This is a genomic window from Neobacillus terrae, from assembly GCF_011393025.1.
GTDB lineage: Bacteria > Bacillota > Bacilli > Bacillales > Cytobacillaceae > Neobacillus_A > Neobacillus_A terrae.
Map to the genome: position 1 here is coordinate 25,745 of NZ_JAAOEO010000013.1, position 18,837 is coordinate 44,581.

22 protein-coding genes are annotated in these 18,837 nt (G+C 43.1%); 3 read left to right on the plus strand and 19 right to left on the minus strand.

Features of this window, described 5'->3' with window-relative positions:
• Positions 1-59 precede the first annotated feature (59 nt).
• The 16 genes from trxB to hprK form a co-directional block, all read right to left on the minus strand.
• Positions 60-1,007, minus strand: coding sequence for a thioredoxin-disulfide reductase (gene trxB / locus G8761_RS17505; RefSeq protein WP_166028998.1), 948 nt, complete (start codon positions 1,005-1,007; stop codon positions 60-62).
• 92 nt (positions 1,008-1,099) lie between these two features.
• Positions 1,100-2,602 (minus strand): tetratricopeptide repeat protein, encoded by a 1,503-nt coding sequence (locus tag G8761_RS17510; protein WP_166029000.1) that lies wholly within the window; start codon positions 2,600-2,602, stop codon positions 1,100-1,102.
• Between the two features lie 408 nt (positions 2,603-3,010).
• Complete coding sequence (hisIE, locus tag G8761_RS17515) at positions 3,011-3,631, minus strand: bifunctional phosphoribosyl-AMP cyclohydrolase/phosphoribosyl-ATP diphosphatase HisIE (RefSeq protein ID WP_166029002.1); 621 nt, start codon at positions 3,629-3,631, stop codon at positions 3,011-3,013.
• Positions 3,628-4,386 carry an imidazole glycerol phosphate synthase subunit HisF gene (hisF, locus tag G8761_RS17520; protein WP_166029004.1) on the minus strand — a complete coding sequence of 253 codons (759 nt, stop codon included), beginning with the start codon at positions 4,384-4,386 and terminating at the stop codon, positions 3,628-3,630. The genes hisIE and hisF overlap by 4 nt, the downstream gene beginning before the upstream one ends.
• A 31-nt stretch (positions 4,387-4,417) precedes the next feature.
• On the minus strand, positions 4,418-5,149 hold the full coding sequence (gene hisA, locus G8761_RS17525) for a 1-(5-phosphoribosyl)-5-[(5-phosphoribosylamino)methylideneamino]imidazole-4-carboxamide isomerase (RefSeq protein ID WP_166029006.1): 732 nt from the start codon (positions 5,147-5,149) through the stop codon (positions 4,418-4,420).
• A complete protein-coding gene (hisH, locus tag G8761_RS17530; protein WP_166029009.1) occupies positions 5,146-5,781 on the minus strand; it encodes an imidazole glycerol phosphate synthase subunit HisH in 636 nt (211 codons plus the stop codon). Before hisH ends, hisA begins: the two co-directional genes overlap by 4 nt.
• Positions 5,782-6,369 carry an imidazoleglycerol-phosphate dehydratase HisB gene (gene hisB, locus G8761_RS17535; protein ID WP_027321964.1) on the minus strand — a complete coding sequence of 196 codons (588 nt, stop codon included), beginning with the start codon at positions 6,367-6,369 and terminating at the stop codon, positions 5,782-5,784.
• Between the two features lie 19 nt (positions 6,370-6,388).
• A complete protein-coding gene (gene hisD / locus G8761_RS17540) occupies positions 6,389-7,654 on the minus strand; it encodes a histidinol dehydrogenase (protein ID WP_166029011.1) in 1,266 nt (421 codons plus the stop codon).
• Between the two features lies 1 nt (position 7,655).
• Positions 7,656-8,297: an ATP phosphoribosyltransferase gene (gene hisG / locus G8761_RS17545; protein ID WP_166029013.1), complete on the minus strand. Its 642-nt coding sequence runs from the start codon at positions 8,295-8,297 to the stop codon at positions 7,656-7,658.
• A complete protein-coding gene (locus G8761_RS17550; RefSeq protein ID WP_166029015.1) occupies positions 8,290-9,477 on the minus strand; it encodes an ATP phosphoribosyltransferase regulatory subunit in 1,188 nt (395 codons plus the stop codon). Before G8761_RS17550 ends, hisG begins: the two co-directional genes overlap by 8 nt.
• Positions 9,478-10,037: 560 nt before the next feature.
• A complete protein-coding gene (locus G8761_RS17555) occupies positions 10,038-10,205 on the minus strand; it encodes a hypothetical protein (RefSeq protein WP_166029017.1) in 168 nt (55 codons plus the stop codon).
• 18 nt (positions 10,206-10,223) lie between these two features.
• Positions 10,224-10,757: an acyltransferase gene (locus G8761_RS17560; protein ID WP_166029020.1), complete on the minus strand. Its 534-nt coding sequence runs from the start codon at positions 10,755-10,757 to the stop codon at positions 10,224-10,226.
• A gap of 1 nt (position 10,758) precedes the next feature.
• Positions 10,759-11,406: a pyrophosphatase PpaX gene (gene ppaX, locus G8761_RS17565; protein ID WP_166029022.1), complete on the minus strand. Its 648-nt coding sequence runs from the start codon at positions 11,404-11,406 to the stop codon at positions 10,759-10,761.
• Positions 11,396-12,343 (minus strand): nucleoside recognition domain-containing protein, encoded by a 948-nt coding sequence (locus G8761_RS17570; RefSeq protein WP_166029024.1) that lies wholly within the window; start codon positions 12,341-12,343, stop codon positions 11,396-11,398. Before G8761_RS17570 ends, ppaX begins: the two co-directional genes overlap by 11 nt.
• 17 nt (positions 12,344-12,360) lie before the next feature.
• Positions 12,361-13,182 carry a prolipoprotein diacylglyceryl transferase gene (lgt, locus tag G8761_RS17575; RefSeq protein WP_166029026.1) on the minus strand — a complete coding sequence of 274 codons (822 nt, stop codon included), beginning with the start codon at positions 13,180-13,182 and terminating at the stop codon, positions 12,361-12,363.
• Between the two features lie 85 nt (positions 13,183-13,267).
• Positions 13,268-14,203, minus strand: coding sequence for an HPr(Ser) kinase/phosphatase (gene hprK, locus G8761_RS17580; RefSeq protein ID WP_166029028.1), 936 nt, complete (start codon positions 14,201-14,203; stop codon positions 13,268-13,270).
• A gap of 240 nt (positions 14,204-14,443) precedes the next feature.
• Between hprK and nagA the strand changes: the two genes are divergently transcribed.
• Genes nagA through G8761_RS17595 form a run of 3 tightly spaced genes read left to right on the plus strand, consistent with a single transcriptional unit; the run spans position 14,444 to position 17,106 of the window.
• A complete protein-coding gene (nagA, locus tag G8761_RS17585) occupies positions 14,444-15,634 on the plus strand; it encodes an N-acetylglucosamine-6-phosphate deacetylase (protein WP_166029029.1) in 1,191 nt (396 codons plus the stop codon).
• Positions 15,631-16,356 carry a glucosamine-6-phosphate deaminase gene (nagB, locus tag G8761_RS17590; protein ID WP_166029031.1) on the plus strand — a complete coding sequence of 242 codons (726 nt, stop codon included), beginning with the start codon at positions 15,631-15,633 and terminating at the stop codon, positions 16,354-16,356. The genes nagA and nagB overlap by 4 nt, the downstream gene beginning before the upstream one ends.
• Positions 16,357-16,380: 24 nt before the next feature.
• Complete coding sequence (locus G8761_RS17595; protein WP_166029032.1) at positions 16,381-17,106, plus strand: GntR family transcriptional regulator; 726 nt, start codon at positions 16,381-16,383, stop codon at positions 17,104-17,106.
• Positions 17,107-17,115: 9 nt separating this feature from the next.
• Here G8761_RS17595 and G8761_RS17600 read toward each other — a convergent pair whose 3' ends face one another.
• The 3 genes from G8761_RS17600 to G8761_RS17610 are packed head-to-tail and all read right to left on the minus strand — an operon-like array spanning position 17,116 to position 18,800.
• Entirely contained in the window at positions 17,116-17,475 is a 360-nt protein-coding gene (locus tag G8761_RS17600; protein ID WP_166029034.1) for a phage holin family protein, read from the minus strand.
• Positions 17,472-17,669: a PspC domain-containing protein gene (locus G8761_RS17605; RefSeq protein ID WP_166029036.1), complete on the minus strand. Its 198-nt coding sequence runs from the start codon at positions 17,667-17,669 to the stop codon at positions 17,472-17,474. Before G8761_RS17605 ends, G8761_RS17600 begins: the two co-directional genes overlap by 4 nt.
• A 12-nt stretch (positions 17,670-17,681) precedes the next feature.
• Positions 17,682-18,800 carry a DUF4097 family beta strand repeat-containing protein gene (locus tag G8761_RS17610; protein WP_166029038.1) on the minus strand — a complete coding sequence of 373 codons (1,119 nt, stop codon included), beginning with the start codon at positions 18,798-18,800 and terminating at the stop codon, positions 17,682-17,684.
• Positions 18,801-18,837 lie beyond the last annotated feature (37 nt).

Sequence of the window (18,837 nt, forward strand, 5' to 3'; positions counted from 1 at the left end):
AGTTAAATGCCGTTTACGTTTGTGTGAATTTTTATCCTAAAATCGACATAATTGGTTTTTTACTGTCTTGCTTTCATTTCTTCCTTAAGCTCTTCTACAAAATGCTGAGCACTTTGAGCGGCGATACTGCCGTCACCTGTAGCTGTAACAATTTGACGAAGTGTTTTTTCACGAATATCCCCGGCTGCAAAAATTCCAGGAACCTTTGTTTCCATAAGGGCGTTGGTCTCAATATAACCATTTTCGTTGGTTATTCCAAGGCTTTCAAACGGTTTGGATAGTGGGATCATTCCAATATAAATGAAAATGCCGTCAGCCTTGAATTCTGTTTCCTCACCATTTTCAGTGGATACTAGTGTAACGCTCCCCACTTTGCCTTCCCCATCGATTTCCTTCACCGTATGATTCCAAATAAAATCAATTTTTTCATTGGCAAAAGCGCGATCCTGGAGAATCTTTTGCGCTCTTAGTTCACTCCTGCGGTGAACAATGGTTACCTTGCTGGCAAAACGAGTTAGGTATACACCTTCCTCAACAGCAGAGTCTCCTCCGCCTACAACAACGAGCTCTTTTCCTTTAAAGAAAGCACCATCACAAACTGCACAATAAGAAACACCGCGGCCGCCCAGTTCTTTTTCGCCTGGCACACCAATTTTCTTATATTCTGCACCGGCAGAAATAATAACAGAATAGGCTTTATATTGTTTAGAGCCTGCAACGACTGTTTTATAGTCGCCATTGTCGATGATTTCTTTAATATCGCCATAGGCATACTCAGCACCGAACTTTTTGGCATGCTCAAACATTTTAGTTGAAAGTTCAGGTCCAAGAATGCTTTCGTAACCAGGATAGTTTTCAACATCCTCCGTATTCGCCATTTGTCCGCCAGGAACACCACGCTCAATCATTAGCGTAGAAAGGTTAGCACGTGAAGTATATACAGCAGCAGTCATCCCGGCTGGGCCAGCTCCTGCGATGATTACATCATAAATTTTTTCCTCAGTCATTATTTTCACTCCTAAAATGGGACATACATAGCTTTATTTTTTCCAATTATCTTCATACTATAAAACAATGTTTTGGACGTCCATACATCTGCTCACTGCAGACAGGAGTTCACCAATTTAATATATTTTCCGATGGTGGAGGCTGAAATGCCATATTGCCCGGCAATCACTTTTTGAGATAATTTCACACCGCGCAGTTTTGACCATATAAAGTCCATAGCAGCGGCCCAAGCTGTTTTATTTTGTATTTCTGCCCCAGTCTTTAATGCTTCCGCAAACACCGAAAACCACATTAGGTACAAACCGGCTTCCATGGTACCGATTGGCTGGTGGAACTCATATAAAATCTTGGCAACCTCATCGGCATCAGCTGCAGGAGAGTAACGTTTCCGTTTACCAGTCTTGATCATCTGCAGATATTCCTGTTCAAGCAGTGACAGCTTGTCATTCTGATTCACACGTTTTGCTGAGAGCAGCGTATCCCTTTTCTCAGATACGGAAATAAGAAATAGAGCAAACAATCGTTCTTCCAGATAATCGCTGTCCAATTTCTGATAGATGGATTCTATATGATCTTCAAAGCCATTGATCGGCTCCCTTGTCTCATTCCAGGGTTCGAGGCCTTCTTTTTCCGGGCTCGTTTGAAGTACCAGCTCCCACATGGTCCGCGCCATTTTTTCATGGCCGGTGTGGTACGCAGCATAGGACAACCAGTAATAAAAAGGACCGTCACCGTTAAATCCACTTTTATAAAGCTTACGCAGCCATACATAGGCGGACTCATATTCACCAACAAGTGCAAATGTTGCACCAAGCTTAAATTGATGCTCAGTTAAAAGAGGAGTGACTTTTTTCAAAATCCCAATCAAATGTGAAACCTTCTCCGGCTCCTTCAAGTAATGCGCAAAAACGAGAAGATTGCACAGCGCGTGTAAATTCCCGGGATTGCGTGTAAGAACATCCATTAGTATAGATTCGGCTTTCTCAGTTTCACCTAGATAAAAATAGGCCAATGCCAGATTATTGTAGGCTGACCAATATTCCGGATACTCTTCTACCACTGAATTCAGCAGTTCGATAGCCTTTGGAAAATAGCCGGATTCCAGCAGGTCTCTTGCCTGTTCCTGCTTGGCGATCAAATCATCCTCTTCATAGAGTACTTCATCCATGTCATCCTCTTCGAGAGTAAGCAGCTCAATGAGGTCTTCGGTATCCTCCATAAAGTCACCCTCAGGCTCCAGCTCTAAATAGAGTTTGGCATGATTATAGGCATCTTTAAAAAAGCCCATATGGGCATAATTATTGGCTAAAAAATAATGGCACTCGGCCATTTCTTCGTCCAGTTCTTCCAAGATAAGATGCAGCAGCTTATTGGATTGCTCATATTCACCTAGCTCGGTCCAAACGATTGCCAGCTGGCACGCAATCATGGGCTCACCAGGTTCAAGCTGTAGGGCTCGCTGCAAATACTTTTTTGATTTTATAAAATCACGGCGGTGGAACGCTTTAAGCCCCTTGGTAAAATAGTATTCCCCCGTCGGAATAAATGTAAGGATTTTCCCTTTTTGTTTTCTTGCTTTAGAGTCTTTACTCATGAAGTCCTCCATCAAAACCATAATAACTAGAGTAGTATATCACAATAATGGCACGTACGAGAAGGGTTTCAGAAACTTCACCAGCCTTCTGACTCAGGGAAATATATTATTTTCCCAATATCTTATTGGGAAAGAGACTAACCTCCTGGTAAACCAAGATACAATTACCAAATGAAATAGACGGAATCCCCTCCCTTTCCGCGGACGAACTGCCAAGCCTCCTCGCTCGTTCCTCGCTGTGGGGTCTTGTCAGCCCGTTTTTCCGCAGGAGTGTCGCGGATTCCCTTTAATATACAAATAGAGTTAATATTGCCGTGTTATTAAAAGTTCCTTGTTCCAAATTTAATTCTCTCTCCACCAAGTTGGACTCTTTAAAAATTAAACAAAAGACAGCCTAATTGGCTGCCTTCACTTTTTATGTCTTTCATTTAATACTTTAAGTACCTCATTGAATGGAAGTTTTTGCTCCACAAGAAGAACCATCAGGTGGTAAATTAGGTCGGCTGATTCCCATTTGAGCTCCTCAGGATCGCGGTTTTTGGCAGCGATAATAACCTCTGCGCTCTCTTCCCCAACCTTTTTCAGAATCTTGTCGACACCTTTTTCAAAAAGGTAGGTTGTATATGCTCCTTCTGGCCGCTGGGCATCCCGGTCAATGATTAGTTTTTCTAGAGTCTCAAGGATCGTGTAGCTGCCTTCGTAAGAATTAGTTTGGTTACCGTTGCCAGTAAAACAGCTTGTCGTACCGTTATGGCAGGCAGGCCCTTTCGGATTAACCAAAACAAGAAGTGCATCCTTATCACAATCATATTTCATTTCCACTACAGATTGTGTATTGCCGCTTGTTTCACCCTTATGCCACAGTTCCTGACGGGATCGGCTGTAAAACCAGGTTTCTCCGCTTTCAAGTGTTTTTTCCAGAGATTCACGGTTCATATAAGCAAGTGTTAGAACTTCTCTTGTAGTTGCGTCCTGAATGATGGCAGGTACGAGGCCTTTTTCATCAAATTTTATTTCTTCCGGGTTCATCTGACCGACACTCCTTCTTCTCTTAGAAATTGCTTCACTTCTTCTACTGAGGTTTCTTTATAATGAAAAATGGATGCAGCAAGGGCGGCGTCCGCCTTGCCTTCTGTAAAGGCATCTTTAAAATGGGCTGCATTTCCCGCTCCGCCTGAGGCAATGACAGGAATGGAAACCGCTTCGCTTATCGCCCTTGTCAGACTTAAATCATAGCCTTTTTTCTCTCCGTCACTGTCCATGCTCGTTAATAAAATTTCTCCGGCCCCACGTTCTGCAGCTTCTATAGCCCAATCAATTGCCCTTTTATCAACAGGAGTCCGGCCTCCATGAGTATATACACGCCAGGTTCCCCAGTCTTCGTCGTATTTTGCATCGATTGCGACAACAATACACTGTGCCCCGAAAAAGTTTGATCCTTCATTAATAAGTTCAGGATTCATTACAGCAGCGGTGTTGAGGGACACTTTATCCGCTCCTGCTCTTAATATTCTTTTCATATCCTCCAGCGAGTTAATTCCCCCGCCGACTGTAAACGGAATAGCCAATTCAGATGCAACAGCCTTAACGACCTCGACCATGGTTTTCCTGCCCTCTGAAGACGCCGAGATATCCAGAAAAACTAGTTCATCTGCACCCTGCTCATCATAAAACCGGGCAAGTTCAACAGGATCACCGGCATCGCGGAGCTGCACAAACTGAATGCCTTTCACAACCCTGCCTTCCTTAACATCAAGGCATGGGATAATTCTTTTTGTCAGCATAATAAGTTGCCTCCATATAAAGCGGTAACGCTTATTTTTTCATCTCAGCTAATGCTTTTGGCAATGTAAATCGATTTTCATATAAGGCTTTTCCAACTATCGCTCCGCTGACACCCTTTGAAGCTGCTACCTTCACTGTAATAAGATCCTCAAGTGAGCTAATTCCGCCTGAGGCAATGACGCTTTTTCCTGTCACTTCTGCCATCTCAATGACTGCTTCTATATTTGGGCCGGAAAGAGTACCGTCAGTTGCGATATCTGTAAAAATAAATGTTTCCGCTCCGTCATCGGCAAATCTTTTTCCAAGCTCAACCGCTTTAACCTCAGAGGTATCAAGCCATCCATGTGTAGCTACATAGCCATTTTTCGCATCAATACCGATTGCCATTTTCGAACCATATTTTTTAATCATCTCAATAGCAAACTCTGGATTGGAAACAGCTATGCTTCCGATAATGACTCGCTCCACACCATTATCGAGGTAATGGAGGATGTCGGCCTCGGTCCGGATCCCGCCGCCGATTTGAATTTTAGCATCCAATTCTTTGGCAGCCTGAATGACGAAACGGTCGTTTACTCTTTTACCGTCTTTTGCTCCGTCAAGGTCCACCATATGTATCCACTCTGCGCCTTCTGCTGCAAAACGGTTTGCCATGTCAAAAGGGGAATCGCCATAAATGGTTTCCTTATCATAATCACCCTGTAAAAGGCGGACACAGTTCCCGCCCCTCATATCTATAGCGGGGTAAATAATAATGCTCATTGAACGGCCTTCCTTTCTTCAGCAAGCTCTAAAAAGTTTTTTAGAAGCTCCATTCCCAGCTTACTGCTTTTTTCAGGGTGGAATTGCATTCCGTATAAATTGTCCCGGCCCACAATGGCTGCAACATCCTCGTTATAAGATGCCTTAGCAATTACTACTTCTGACTCAGCAGCATCCACATAATAGGAATGAACAAAATACACATAATCTTCCTGAACGTTTTTAAGTATTGATGATTCTTTTACAAACTCAAGCCCGTTCCAGCCCATATGGGGAACCTTATAGGCTGAATCTTTTTTCGTACCCGGAAAACGCCTTACCCTGCCTGGCAAAAGAGCCAATCCCTTTGCCGGGCCGTTCTCTTCACTTTCTTCAAAAAGAAGCTGCATGCCGAGGCAGATTCCAAGTAAAGGCTTGCCTGTTGCTGCAAACTCCTGGATCATCTCCGACAGGCCTTCTTCATTCAGCTTTTCCATTGCATCCCGGAAGGATCCAACACCAGGCAGAAGAAGCGCATCTGCATCCATCAGCGAGGCCTTATCTCCTGATAAAAAGTAATCGGCTCCCAGCCTTTCGAGTGCTTTACTGACACTGAAAAGGTTGCCCATGCCGTAATCCACAATTCCGATCATTTATAACATTCCTTTCGTTGACGGAACTCCTTTTATCCGCGGGTCAACAGTTGTCGCCTCATCTAGTGCACGGGCTAGTGCTTTGAAAACAGCTTCAATCATATGGTGTGTATTTTTTCCATAGTGCACGATAACGTGTAGATTCATTCTTGCTTCAAGGGCAAGCTTCCATAAAAACTCATGAACTAGCTCCGTATCAAAGGTGCCCACTTTTTGGCTCGGGAACTCGGCACGCATTTCCAGATGCGGACGGTTGCTCAAATCAACTACTACCTGAGCTAACGCTTCATCCATTGGAACAAATGAATTACCGTAACGTTTGATGCCTTTTTTATCGCCAAGCGCTTCTCTTAACGCCTGTCCCAAACAGATGCCGATATCTTCAGTCGTGTGGTGGTCATCGACCTCAGTATCTCCTTTGGCATCTACGGTTAAGTTAAATTGACCATGCTTTGTAAATAAATCAAGCATATGGGTCATAAAAGGAACTCCAGTTTCAAGATTTGACTGTCCTTCTCCATCTATTGAAAGCTGAAGCTTAATTTGCGTTTCATTGGTGTTCCGCGCGACACTCGCTGTTCTTTCCATTTATGTGACCTCCCTAATACTATTTAAAACGCGATTCTACAGCTCGGGCATGGGCTTCAAGGCCCTCCATCCGTGCAAACTCGGCAATTTTGGGGGCATTTTCCCTAAAGGCTTGCTCACTATATACAATGACACTTGATTTCTTTTGAAAATCATCTACATTTAAAGGGCTTGAAAAACGGGCCGTTCCGTTTGTCGGCAGTACGTGATTCGGTCCGGCAAAATAATCTCCGACTGGCTCTGAACTATATCTTCCAATGAAAATAGCTCCAGCATGGCGGATTTGCCCAAGCAGCTCCATTGAATTTTCCGTTATGATTTCTAAATGCTCAGGAGCAATAGCATTGATTGTTTCTACTGCTTCATCCATGCTTGATGCGACATAAATAGCACCGTAATCACGAATGGAGGCAGAAGCTATTTCCCTCCTTGGCAGTATTTCAAGCTGTTTTTCCACTTCAGCAGAAACCTCTTCAGCCAATTTGGCAGATGTTGTCACCAAAATACTGCAGGCTCTGGTATCGTGTTCTGCCTGGGATAAAAGGTCTGCTGCTACCTCATTGGCACGTGCCGTATCATCTGCGAGAATAGCAATCTCACTCGGTCCGGCAATCATATCAATATCAACGTCCCCAAAAACCTCTCGTTTTGCCAATGCGACAAAAATATTTCCAGGTCCTGTTATTTTATCCACTCTCGTAATTGATTCTGTGCCATAAGCAAGGGCAGCTATTGCTTGTGCTCCGCCAACTTTAAAGATTTCCGCTACTCCTGCTTCTTTTGCTGCAACCAGTACAGCAGCAGGCAGCTTTCCATTTTCACCTGGAGGAGAAACCATCACGATTCTTTTCACCCCTGCCACCTGGGCTGGAATCACGTTCATCAAAACGGAAGATGGATAGGCAGCCGTTCCGCCAGGTACATAAACACCGGCAGAATCAAGCGCAGTAATTTTTTGGCCAAGGATTGTTCCGTTTTCCTCGGTCGTCATCCAGGAAGGGCGGAGCTGCTTTTCGTGAAAGGAGCGAATGTTTTCGGCGGCCTCCCGGACAATGGCAACAAAATTCTTGTCCACCCCATTGTAGGCTTCCTCAACTTCCTCACTGCTAACAGAAAAAGAATTTAAATCCGTACGATCAAATTTCTTTGTATATTCCCTTATAGCCTCGTCGCCACGCGTGCGTACGTTTTCGATAATTTGCTTTACAGCCGCCTGCTGTTCAGCTGTTCCTGCATCGATTGATCTTTTTATAGACGCTAAATCCTGAACTTGTAATATTTTCACCTTACATCATCCCCGCCTTCGTAACTACCTTGCTTAACCGGTCCACGAGCTGAGTAATGGGTTCATCTTTAATTCGGTAGCTTACTGGATTCACAATCAGGCGGGAAGTTATATCGACGATTCTTTCATATTCCACCAGCCCGTTTTCAACAAGCGTTCTCCCTGTTGAAACAATGTCCACAATCCTGTCTGCCAAACCAATAATAGGCGCAAGCTCAATGGAACCATTCAGTTTAATAATTTCAACCTGCTCCCCCTGCTCCCGGAAATACGCAGCAGCTACATTGGGGTATTTCGTTGCAATTTTAGGGGCAACCTCATTCATTTTCGTGTTAGGTAATCCTGCAACAGCCAGATAACAGCCGCTTATTCTTAAATCAAGTAGTTCGTAAACATCCCGTTCCTCTTCAAGCATGACATCTTTTCCGGCAATTCCAAGATCGGCTACACCATGCTCTACATATGTAGGAACATCCATCGGTTTTGCCAGGATAAACCGCAGTTTTTCTGCTTCGACCTCTATAATCAATTTTCGGGATTCATCAAATTCGGGAGGAAGGGCATAACCCGCCTCGCGAAGCAGGTCGGCCGCTTCTTCAAAAATTCTGCCCTTCGGCATAGCAATCGTCAGCCAGTTACTCATTTGACTGCTCCTTCCCCGCTTTTCCTAACAAGTAAGCGGCATCTTCAAATTTGCTTGAAAAAGTATCTACATTTTTTACGCCATTAATATCCTGCAGGGCAGCCCGAATTCCCTTCGCCCTCAGTTCCTGTGCCATTTTAAATGCTTCCTGCCTTCGTTCCTGGCTAAAGAAAATGCATGTTACTGGTTCTTTGCTGCCGTTTCCACCGAGAGCCTCGAGCAAGCGGTCAAGCCTAACAGCAAACCCTGTGGCACTTGCAGGTCTTCCGAATTTTTCAAGCAGCCTGCCGTATCTGCCGCCATTTCCTATTGGAAAACCAACATCTCCAGCATATGCTTCAAAAAGGACACCGGTATAGTAGCTCATATGGCTGACAAGAGTCAGGTCAAATTTCACACGTCCCTGCTCGCCGTAATCACTGATAATGTTCCATAATTCCTTTAGCTCCTGCAGCGCTTCCCTGCCTTCCTCATTCTCGACAATGGCAAAAGCTTTTTCAATGATATCTTCTCCGCCACGCAAATCAAGAAAATCAAGCAGCCGCTGCTTATCTATTGATGACAGGGCTAGTGACCGAACATGCTCCCGGTATCCAACATAATTTTTTTCATATAAAAACTTTCTTAATGTATTAGCCCGATCTTCAGTTCCCAGGATCTGCAAAAATAAATCCTGAACAAAGCCGATATGGCCAATTGAAAGCTGAAAACTCTCGAGCCCTGTGCTTTTCAGCGAGTCAATCATCAGGGCAATCACTTCTGCATCACTTGAAACCGTTGGATCATTTAAAAATTCAACGCCAATCTGTTCAAACTCAGCAGGACGTCCACCCTCTCGCTGCTGAGCTCTGAATACATTAGCTGCATAGGCAATTCGAAGCGGCAGGTCTTCCTTTAACATTCTGGAAGCAGCCACCCTGGCAATCGGTGCTGTCATATCCGGCCTAAGGACAAGCGTATGGCCCTGCTGGTCAAGTAATTTAAAAAGCTGCTGATCAAGTATCGCGGATGCAGATCCGACAGTTTCGAAATATTCTAAGGTTGGTGTTTCTAAAAATTGATAGCCCCACAGCTTGATTTTCTCTTCCATCAGCGTGCGGATCTGGTGTTTTTTCTCATATAGCTCCGGCAGGGTATCCCTCATGCCAAGCGGCTTCTCAAACATAAATAGGCGGGTCATAGTTATCCATCCTTTTATCTTTAACTATAGGAAATTATCAAAATCCTTTAGTTCGCTAATATGGTAGTAAAATAAAGTTATCTGTAGTTTACTCCTTCTCATACTTCCCGTCAATTGAAAACTTTAAGCCAATTTGTTTTCATATAGTTTCTATTCATCACCTGTTTTGTCCTCTATCGATTGCTTTTTAGTATGATGCTATTAAACTCTACTTTTGATTTTCGCTGCACAAAGGAATGCTTCTTTGAAGAATCAGCGCAGAGACAGGTCGGTCTTTTGCCGTCACGAAGCCACCCGCTTTCCTCGGGCGATCCGGATCCTGTCAAACTTCAGTGCCTATCCCCTTGAGATCGCTTCAGCCCTGACTTTGAAGTCAAAGAACGACTTCATCGTCAGGACCTCCAGCGCTTGTCGGAGCTGAACAAGCACTTCCGTTCTTCTTTCTCCTCGGCGTGCGCCTGCGGGGTCTCCCTTTGCCCGCTTTTCCCGAAGGAGTCTCTCGGCTTTTCGCTGCAATCAACATAAGTAAAAATCAACACAAATTATTAAACAGCCTAGATTTAATCAATTAATTTCAGCATTTTATCGATTACGCTTGGTATTTTATCAATCATTTTCTGAATTCTATCGATTACGCTTGGTGTTTTATCAATCATTTTCGGCATTCTATCGATTACATTTCGTTTTTTATCAACTTTTTTAACCTCCATTTCTCGGATTTTCCGCACAAAAAAACAGGCACATTTCTATGCCTGTTTTCCATAAATAGGATCACTTGACCAGCGTTCGGCCAGTTCTTCCTTCGTATAAATTATTTTCATTGGGTTTCCGCCAACAAAAGTCCCTGGAGGAACATCCTTATGGACAAGTGTTCCGGCAGAGACAATAGCACCGTCGCCAACCTTTACTCCCGGAAGGATCGTTGAGTTGGCGCCAATCATGACCTCGCTTCCGATTTCAATTGGTCCGAGGCGGTATTCCTTAATCAAATATTCATGTGCCAGTATCGTTGTATTATAGCCGATAACGGTGTTGCGGCCTACACTTATTTTTTCCGGAAACATAACATCCAGCATGACCATCAGGGCAAATGATGTCTGGTCCCCGACCTTCATTCCCAAAAAAGTCCGGTAGAGCCAATTTTTCATGCCCAGAAACGGTGTATATCGTCCCAGCTGAATGACAATAAAATTTTTGACAACCTTCCAAAAGGGTACAGTTTTGTATACATGCCACAGAGAATTGGCGCCTTCAACCGGATAACGGGTTGTATTCCTCATCTTATTCTTCTCCGAGAATCGCCAATATGTCTGCCATATTTTCAAGCATGAAGTCTGGTTCAAAATTGGCCAAATAGTCGCGGCCTTTCATGGACCAGGCTACTCCCGCAGTTTTTGTGCCTGCATTTTTTCCAGCCAGAATATCATGGTAGTTATCACCGACCATAATGGCTTCTTCAGGTTTTGAGCCAAGCTGCTCCAGTGCCTTCAAAACTGATTCTGGATCCGGTTTTTCCTTTTCGACATGATCCAAAGCCACAACTGCCTCAAAATAAGGTTCAAGATCCATCAGCTTTAACCCTTTAAGGACAACATCATGGAGTTTAGTTGTTACGATTCCTAGCTTGTAGCCACGCTCTTTCAGTGTATGAACAGTATCCTTTACACCTACAAATTCCTTTACAAGCCGATCGTGATTCGCAAGATTATATGTCCGGTACTCGAGTATCATTTCGTCCACCCGGTCTGGATTCAGCCCAGAAAAAGTCTCCATCAGACTTGGACCCATAAACGGATATACATCCTCTCGCTGATACTTGCCTGGATAATATTTATCAAGTGTGTGCATAAAAGTAGAAATAATCAATTCATTTGTATCAATTAATGTTCCATCAAGATCAAATAAGATGGTTGTTATTTTATTGCTCATACGTTGCTTCCTTTCTTTTTAAAAAGCCTGTGTGCTTCCAAATAAATCCAACCAATAGAGTCAGTACGATTGCTACACCAAGGCGTATCAGGAATAAAGGCCAGACTGGTATCCCAAGCGGTATGAATATCAGGGTATCTTCTACCACTGCATGGCAGGCCACCAGAAAAATAAACGCCAGTGTCAGATCTTTCTTGCTGACGCCATCCTCTTTTACTGCCTGAATCATAACGCCTGCACCGTAAGCCAGACCAAACAAAAGACCAGCAGCCATAGTTGTAGAGGTGTTTTCCTTCATTCCAAGGGAGCGTGTAATCGGCCCCATGCCTTTTGAAAAAATATCAAGCCATTTCAAGTCCTTCAAAAGTTGAATAACAACCATCAATGGAATGACAATCATTGCTAGCTGTAAAATACCAAGCCCTGCTTTTTGGACGGCCTGGAGAAGTATCTCGATAATCCCACGGGCATGTCCAGTTTGCTCAGGAACAAGTCCATATTTAGCTGTATTTGAACCACCATGCCAAACCAAATTAATCACAATCGCTGAGAGAAAAGCAAGGCCAAGTCTAGTCAGAATAACGATCCAAACCTTCACACCCGCTTTTGCAGCTACACTTGTCTCAACTAACAAATTATGCGAAAACGAAAGCATGACAGCCAATATAAAAACTTCTTTCACAGTAAAATGAAGGGTTAAAATAGCACCGATAGCTCCGTATAAATTCAGGAAATTACCCAGAACGAGCGGAATTGCGGCATCACCGGACAAGCCAATTAGCTTCATTATCGGTGTTATCAGCTTCATCAGCCAGGGAAGAACAGGTGTATATTGTAAAATCGCCACTATTAGAGTGACAGAGAAGATAATTTTTCCCAATGTCCAAGTTGTCTTCAGTCCAACCAGCAAGCCCCTTTTGAGAGAGCCAATCAGCATGTTCCATCCCCCATTGATTATTTATTTTCTAAATCCTGATATCTGTGATTTGCCATTCCAGATTTCCTTCTGATGATGATAGCAATGATTGCTACGACAATCAGGAAGATAGATATGGTCTGCGCAATTCTAAGCGTCTGGGTTAGCATTAAGCTATCTGTTCTCATGCCTTCTACAAAGAATCTTCCGATTGAATACCAAATGACATAGGATAAAAACAATTCCCCGCGGCGCAGGTTCACTCTCCGTAGTGCTATCAGCAAAATGACCCCAGCAAAATCCCATAATGATTCATATAAAAAAGTAGGATGATAGTAAGCACCATTAATATACATTTGGTTAATAATAAAGTCTGGTAAATGCAAATTTTCAAGAAACGCTCTGCTTACTTCTCTCCCATGTGCTTCCTGATTCATAAAATTTCCCCAGCGGCCGATTGCCTGGCCAAGAATAATGCTCGGAGCTGCAATGTCAGCAACCTTCCAGAAGGAAATCCCCCTAGACCTTGTGAAGAAATAGGTGGTAAGAACAGAACCGATAAGAGCTCCATGAATAGCAATTCCCCCATGCCAAATTTGAAAAGTTTCACTTGGATGGTTCTTATAATAGTTAAATTCAAAAAGCACATAATAAATTCTCGCCGAAATAATGGCAATTGGGATTGCCCATAGCATTAAATCTGGAAAAGTTTCTTTCTGGAGTCCTCTGCGGTCACCTTCCCTAATAGCAAGAAGCAGTGCCAGGGCAAGCCCAGACCCGATAATAATGCCGTACCAGTGAACTTGAATCGGTCCAAGGCTAAAAGCGATTGGATCAAGTGGGTGTATATTTTTTTCCATGAACATTCTCCTTATTCCTTTGTTCTCTATTTATAAGTGAAGCCTATGGGATCACCCCAAGGCTCCTCATCCCCCAAATTATAACCTACATATCGTCATGATCATTGTCTTCAATTACATCTGAAAGTCTTTCCGTAAACTGCTGGGCTGCATTAACTCCCATCCTTTTCAGACGGTAGTTCATTGCAGCTACCTCGATAATAACTGCAAGGTTTCGGCCTGGGCGTACAGGAATCGTAAGTTTTGTAACATCAGTGTCAATAATCTTCATTTTTTCTTCATCCAGACCAAGTCGGTCATACTGCTTTTTGGAATCCCAGATCTCAAGATTAATTACAAGGGTAATCCGTTTATTGCTTCGGACCGCTCCCGCACCGAATAAGGTCATGACATTGATAATTCCAAGGCCGCGGATTTCAAGCAAATGCTCAATCAGCTCAGGAGAAGTTCCGACGAGTGTATCCTGGTCCTCCTGGCGAATTTCCACGCAATCATCCGCGACCAGACGGTGGCCGCGTTTAACCAGTTCAAGCGCTGTTTCACTTTTACCAACCCCGCTTTTACCCGTTATTAGCACGCCGATACCGTATATATCAACAAGTACACCATGAACGGCAGTTGTTGGAGCAAGTTTGCTTTCTAAAAAGTTGGTCAGGCGGCTCGAAAAACGGGTCGTTTTCATATTGGCCCTTAATACAGGAACTGATTCCTGCTCTGCGGCTTCAATTAATTCTTCGGGAACTTCAAATCCCCGTGTAACTATGATTGCCGGAGTAATATCTGTACAAAGCTGTTCCATCCGGTTAATACGTTCCTGTTTCGGCAGTTCATTGAAAAAAGACAGTTCTGTTTTCCCTAAAAGTTGAATCCGTTCAGCAGGATAATATTTAAAGTAGCCAGCTATTTCCATTCCAGGCCTGGAAATATCACTAGTGATAATCGGGCGGTTAATTCCTTCCTCTCCGCTCACTAGCTCAAGGTCAAATTTTTCATAGATATCTTTGGTGCGTACCTTTCCCAAAAGAAGCCCTCCTTTTTGCAAATCATTAATATTGCACTGTGTCCTAAAATCGGATCGAATTTTTATTTCCATGATTCCTCTTATTTTAGCACTTTTCAGCAAAGAACCAAATGAACGATTGCGAAATGAGCTGTTTTTTTGTGTAAAAAGTGGTACTAGGACTACCAACTGGTATAGACAACTAAACCACAAATTAATATAATAATTTTATAAAAGCTATCATCGATAGGAGCTGGTAATGTGGGCACTCTTCTACTTGTTCATGGAAAAGCATTAGTGGAAAAAGAAATAAAGACAGAAGTTTATATATATCTAGAAAAAGAAAAAATTTTGGAAATCGGGCCTATTGAGGACGCAGAGCTTCGTTTTCCGGAAGTTGAAAAAATTTCAATACAAAAGGGCCATACAGTTGTTCCGGGATTTATCGACCTTCACATTCACGGAGCAGCAGGCGCTGATACAATGGATGCCACACCTGAGGCACTCAAAACGATTGCAGAAGCCCTTGCAAAAGAAGGAACAACAAGCTTTCTGGCGACTACTATTACTCAGGAAAAAATGAATATAGAAAAGGCTCTCGAAAATGCAGGCAACTATATTCAGGAGAATAACCTGACTGGAAGAGCAGAAGTACTCGGAATCCATTTGGAAGGGCCATTTATAAACGAAAAACGTGCAGGCGCGCAGCCAAGGGAATATATTCTCAAGCCAAATCTTGATTTATTTAGACATTGGCAGGAGCTTGCCGGCGGGAATATAAAGCAGGTAACTATTGCACCTGAATTGGAAAATGGATTGAAACTGATAGGTTACTTTAAACAAAATGGAGTTATCGCTTCCATTGGGCACACCGATGCTGTGTATGAGGAAATGGAAGCTGCGGTAAATGCAGGTGCTAGACAGGTTACTCACCTTTTTAACGGAATGAGAGGAATGCATCACAGGGAACCTGGAACTGCAGGAACAGCTCTTCTTTTTAAAGAGCTGATGATAGAAGTAATTGCTGACGGCATCCATGTCCATCCTAAAATGGTAAAGCTCGCCCTGTCTGCAAAGGGAGCAGATGGCACGCTTTTGATAACCGACTCTATGCGAGCCAAATGCCTTAAAAATGGAGTTTATGATTTGGGCGGGCAGGACGTCCATGTGGCGGATGGAAAAGCCCTGTTAGAGGATGGAACATTGGCAGGAAGTATTTTAAAAATGAATGAAGCAGTCAAAAATATTGCGAAGTTTACGGAAATGACGCTTACGGAAGCCGTTCAATTGGCAAGTACCAATCCTGCAAGGCAGCTCGGTGTTCTTGATCGAAAAGGAAGCATTGCAGCAGGAAAAGACGCAGATATTACAGTCTTAAATGACCAATTCGAAGTGGAATTAACGTTATGCCGTGGAGAGATTGCTTTTAAAAAGGAGGAAAAAGCAGGATGAGAATTATTCGAACAGCCAATTATCAGGAAATGAGCCAGGCGGCGGCTAATATAATAACGGATAAAGTCCGCTCAGCTGGAAAGCTGACACTTGGACTTGCCACTGGCAGTACGCCACAAGGGGTATATGAACAGTTAATTTCAAACCATGACAGGAACGGAACCTCCTATCGAAATGTTCAAACGGTTAATCTTGACGAATATATAAATCTTGCCATTGATGATCCTAATAGCTATCATTCTTTTATGAAAAAAAATTTGTTCGATCTTTTAGACATTCCAGCAGAAAACACAGCAATTCCTAATGGAATGGCGGACGATCTTGACAGAGAATGTGAACGTTACGAAGAGCTAATCAGAAGTAAAGGCGGCATTGATCTTCAGCTGTTGGGAATTGGAGGAAATGGGCATATCGGCTTTAATGAACCGGGAACACTGTTTAGCAGCCGAACTCATATTGTGAGTCTCGCGGAAAGCACCCGCCAGGCAAACTCCCGATTCTTCCCTTCTCTTGAAGATGTACCAAAAAGTGCAATTACCATGGGAATCGCAACCATTCTGGACAGCAAAGAAATCCTTCTGCTTGCTTCCGGAGAGGCGAAGGCAGAAGCCATTTCCCGGCTAATCAGTGGCGATTGTGATGAAAGCTTCCCAGCCTCTGCTCTTAAGCTTCATGAAAATGTCACGATTATTGCGGATGAAGAAGCTTTAAAATATATTTAAGTCCGTATTCGAAGGAGATTTTTAATGATAAATAAACAATCACCTATACCAATCTATCATCAGCTGGAGAGTTTTTTAAAAGAGCAGATTGAAAACGGGACACTCCTGCCAGATGAAATGATTCCTTCTGAACGGGAGTATGCCGAACGGTATGAAATAAGCAGAATGACTGTCAGACAGGCCATTAACAATCTGGTAAGCGAGGGGTTTTTATACCGCCAAAAAGGCAAAGGAACCTTTGTCAGTAAGAAAAAAATTGAACAGGATTTGGAAGGGCTAACGGGTTTTACAGAGGACATGCTGGCAAGGAGAATGACACCGAGCAGCCGGCTGCTTTCTTTTAAAATAATTCCTGCTGATATTGAGGTATCAGGCCAACTAAAAATCGCCCAACAAAATCACGTTTATGAAATCGTCCGTGTCCGTCTTGCTGATGGGATACCAATGGCACTTGAAACAACCTATGTCCCGGCTGATATTGTTCCCGGACTTACGGAAGAAAACAGCAATCGGTCTTTATATGAATATATCGAAAAAAATTCTTCCCACCATATTAGCGAAGCACACCAGGAGATTGAAGCTACAGCTGCCCGGGGCTCAGAGGCGGAACTGCTGGAGATAGCTGTGGGAGCCCCAGTACTGTTAATTATGAGGACAGCTTCCCTGGACAACGGAACACCCTTTGAATTTGTAAAATCCATTTATAGGGCGGACCGCTACAGATTTATTCATAAATTGAAGAGGAAATAAGCGCAGAACTTATCTGCGCTTACGTTTTTCAAATAAAGTTTTCTGCACGATTAAATTTATAACTGACATTAGAATGGCAGCCATAAAAGCCATACCAAATCCAGAGATGTCAAAGGCACTTCCCATCAGTCTGTCGGTCAGCATCAGAGTAACCGCGTTAATCACAAATAGGAACAAGCCCATTGTAAGAACCGTAACCGGCAGCGTGAGAAGAATCAGCACCGGGCGGACGAGTATATTTAGAATCGACAGCAATAAACTTGCCTCTAGGGCAGCAGTAAATCCCACCAGATGAAAGCTTTCCTGAAAATATCCTGCAAATGCCATAAATAAAATGGCATTAATGATGATCCCGCCTATCCACCTCATCTATAGTTACCTTCATTCGGCATGATGAAAATCAAAAGAATATAAAGAAGACCCATTGGAAAAAATCCTGTAAACAAAAAGAGAACAAGATACAGAACCCGGAGCAAAGTTGAATCCATGCCTATTCTTTCTGATATCCCTCCCAGCACTCCGGCCAGCTTCCGGTTGGACCTAGACCTAATCAGCTTATTCATGACAATCCCTCCTTACTTATATAAATTCACGATATCAGACTGATCAACCGTGATAGCACCCGTTTTGTTATCAGCGAAAATCTTTGTGGCACCTGTAGTATCCATCGATTTAAAACGAAGTAATTTTTGCAGCTTTTCACTTTTCTCTTCAACAATCTGAATTCCATCAAGCTTTACATTAAAACTGCCTAAATTACTCTTCAGTTCACCATCTACCTTCGTTCCTGCCGGCAAAAACAAATCAATGCTTCCGGTAGTCCCTTTTGCAGAAAAACTTTCACAGCTTTTCCCCATGAGATGGCAAGAAATATTACCATTTAAAGTTTGGGCCTCAGCTTTTTTAAAGTCCCCGGTAAGATCAATTGTTCCATTAATCGTCTCAACTTCGAGGGCAGCAACACGGCTGTGTTCTATTTTTATATGCCCATTCGCAGTCTCCGCTTCCATCCTGTTACCGGTCAACGATGCAAATTCAATTTTTCCATTAGCCGTTTTCACACGCAGATCCCCAATATTCAAGTTTTCACCACTAATCGGGCCGTTAAACATTCTGATTCTCGCTCTCTCGTAATCAGCATGTGGAATATAAACCACCGCTTCTACCTTCATCCACTTTTGCTGTGTGCCAAATCGAAGCTTCTCGCCCTCAATTGCGAAGAAAACATCCTTTAAAAAGTTTTCACGGGCCTGCTCTTGAGTCTCAACACGGTAGACCTTCGCCTGGCATTCAATCCTTACATCCTGCTCGTTCCAGGGAACAACCATCATGGACCCATTGGCAATATCCAGGTCCATCTCTTTTAAGTAAACCCCGTTTTGCTGAAAAATGTGGGATATTTCAACGGAATGTCCGAAGTTAAAATCTAAATCAAAGTCTTTAATTTTCTTCAGGGCAGAATCCACAAATTCGAAGATTTTATCCTTAGCTGACTGAAATTTATATTGAAACGGTTCTTCCTTCTTGGCCTCTTCAAAGTGAACAGCAGTAGTTAGTTCATTGACTATTTCCGCCTGCTTTTGTTCCATGGTTTTCTCTGCTTTATCCAATTCCTCAAGCAGTGTTAATGCTTCCTCAACCTTTAGCTTTCCTTCCTCCACCATTTTTAAAATCCGCTTCCGTTCGTTCTGCATACCATTACCTCCCCTAAATTTTCCTGTCTTATCATAT

What these genes read in the sequence shown, in the direction of transcription:
- trxB (WP_166028998.1), bottom strand. Translation starts at nt 1,007, where the DNA reads ATGACTGAGGAAAAAATTTATGATGTAATCATCGCAGGAGCTGGCCCA.
- G8761_RS17510 (WP_166029000.1), bottom strand. Translation starts at nt 2,602, where the DNA reads ATGAGTAAAGACTCTAAAGCAAGAAAACAAAAAGGGAAAATCCTTACA.
- hisIE (WP_166029002.1), bottom strand. Translation starts at nt 3,631, where the DNA reads ATGAACCCGGAAGAAATAAAATTTGATGAAAAAGGCCTCGTACCTGCC.
- hisF (WP_166029004.1), bottom strand. Translation starts at nt 4,386, where the DNA reads ATGCTGACAAAAAGAATTATCCCATGCCTTGATGTTAAGGAAGGCAGG.
- hisA (WP_166029006.1), bottom strand. Translation starts at nt 5,149, where the DNA reads ATGAGCATTATTATTTACCCCGCTATAGATATGAGGGGCGGGAACTGT.
- hisH (WP_166029009.1), bottom strand. Translation starts at nt 5,781, where the DNA reads ATGATCGGAATTGTGGATTACGGCATGGGCAACCTTTTCAGTGTCAGT.
- hisB (WP_027321964.1), bottom strand. Translation starts at nt 6,369, where the DNA reads ATGGAAAGAACAGCGAGTGTCGCGCGGAACACCAATGAAACGCAAATT.
- hisG (WP_166029013.1), bottom strand. Translation starts at nt 8,297, where the DNA reads ATGAGTAACTGGCTGACGATTGCTATGCCGAAGGGCAGAATTTTTGAA.
- G8761_RS17550 (WP_166029015.1), bottom strand. Translation starts at nt 9,477, where the DNA reads ATGACCCGCCTATTTATGTTTGAGAAGCCGCTTGGCATGAGGGATACC.
- G8761_RS17560 (WP_166029020.1), bottom strand. Translation starts at nt 10,757, where the DNA reads ATGAGGAATACAACCCGTTATCCGGTTGAAGGCGCCAATTCTCTGTGG.
- ppaX (WP_166029022.1), bottom strand. Translation starts at nt 11,406, where the DNA reads ATGAGCAATAAAATAACAACCATCTTATTTGATCTTGATGGAACATTA.
- G8761_RS17570 (WP_166029024.1), bottom strand. Translation starts at nt 12,343, where the DNA reads ATGCTGATTGGCTCTCTCAAAAGGGGCTTGCTGGTTGGACTGAAGACA.
- lgt (WP_166029026.1), bottom strand. Translation starts at nt 13,182, where the DNA reads ATGGAAAAAAATATACACCCACTTGATCCAATCGCTTTTAGCCTTGGA.
- nagB (WP_166029031.1), top strand. Translation starts at nt 15,631, where the DNA reads ATGAGAATTATTCGAACAGCCAATTATCAGGAAATGAGCCAGGCGGCG.
- G8761_RS17595 (WP_166029032.1), top strand. Translation starts at nt 16,381, where the DNA reads ATGATAAATAAACAATCACCTATACCAATCTATCATCAGCTGGAGAGT.
- G8761_RS17600 (WP_166029034.1), bottom strand. Translation starts at nt 17,475, where the DNA reads ATGAGGTGGATAGGCGGGATCATCATTAATGCCATTTTATTTATGGCA.
- G8761_RS17605 (WP_166029036.1), bottom strand. Translation starts at nt 17,669, where the DNA reads ATGAATAAGCTGATTAGGTCTAGGTCCAACCGGAAGCTGGCCGGAGTG.
- G8761_RS17610 (WP_166029038.1), bottom strand. Translation starts at nt 18,800, where the DNA reads ATGCAGAACGAACGGAAGCGGATTTTAAAAATGGTGGAGGAAGGAAAG.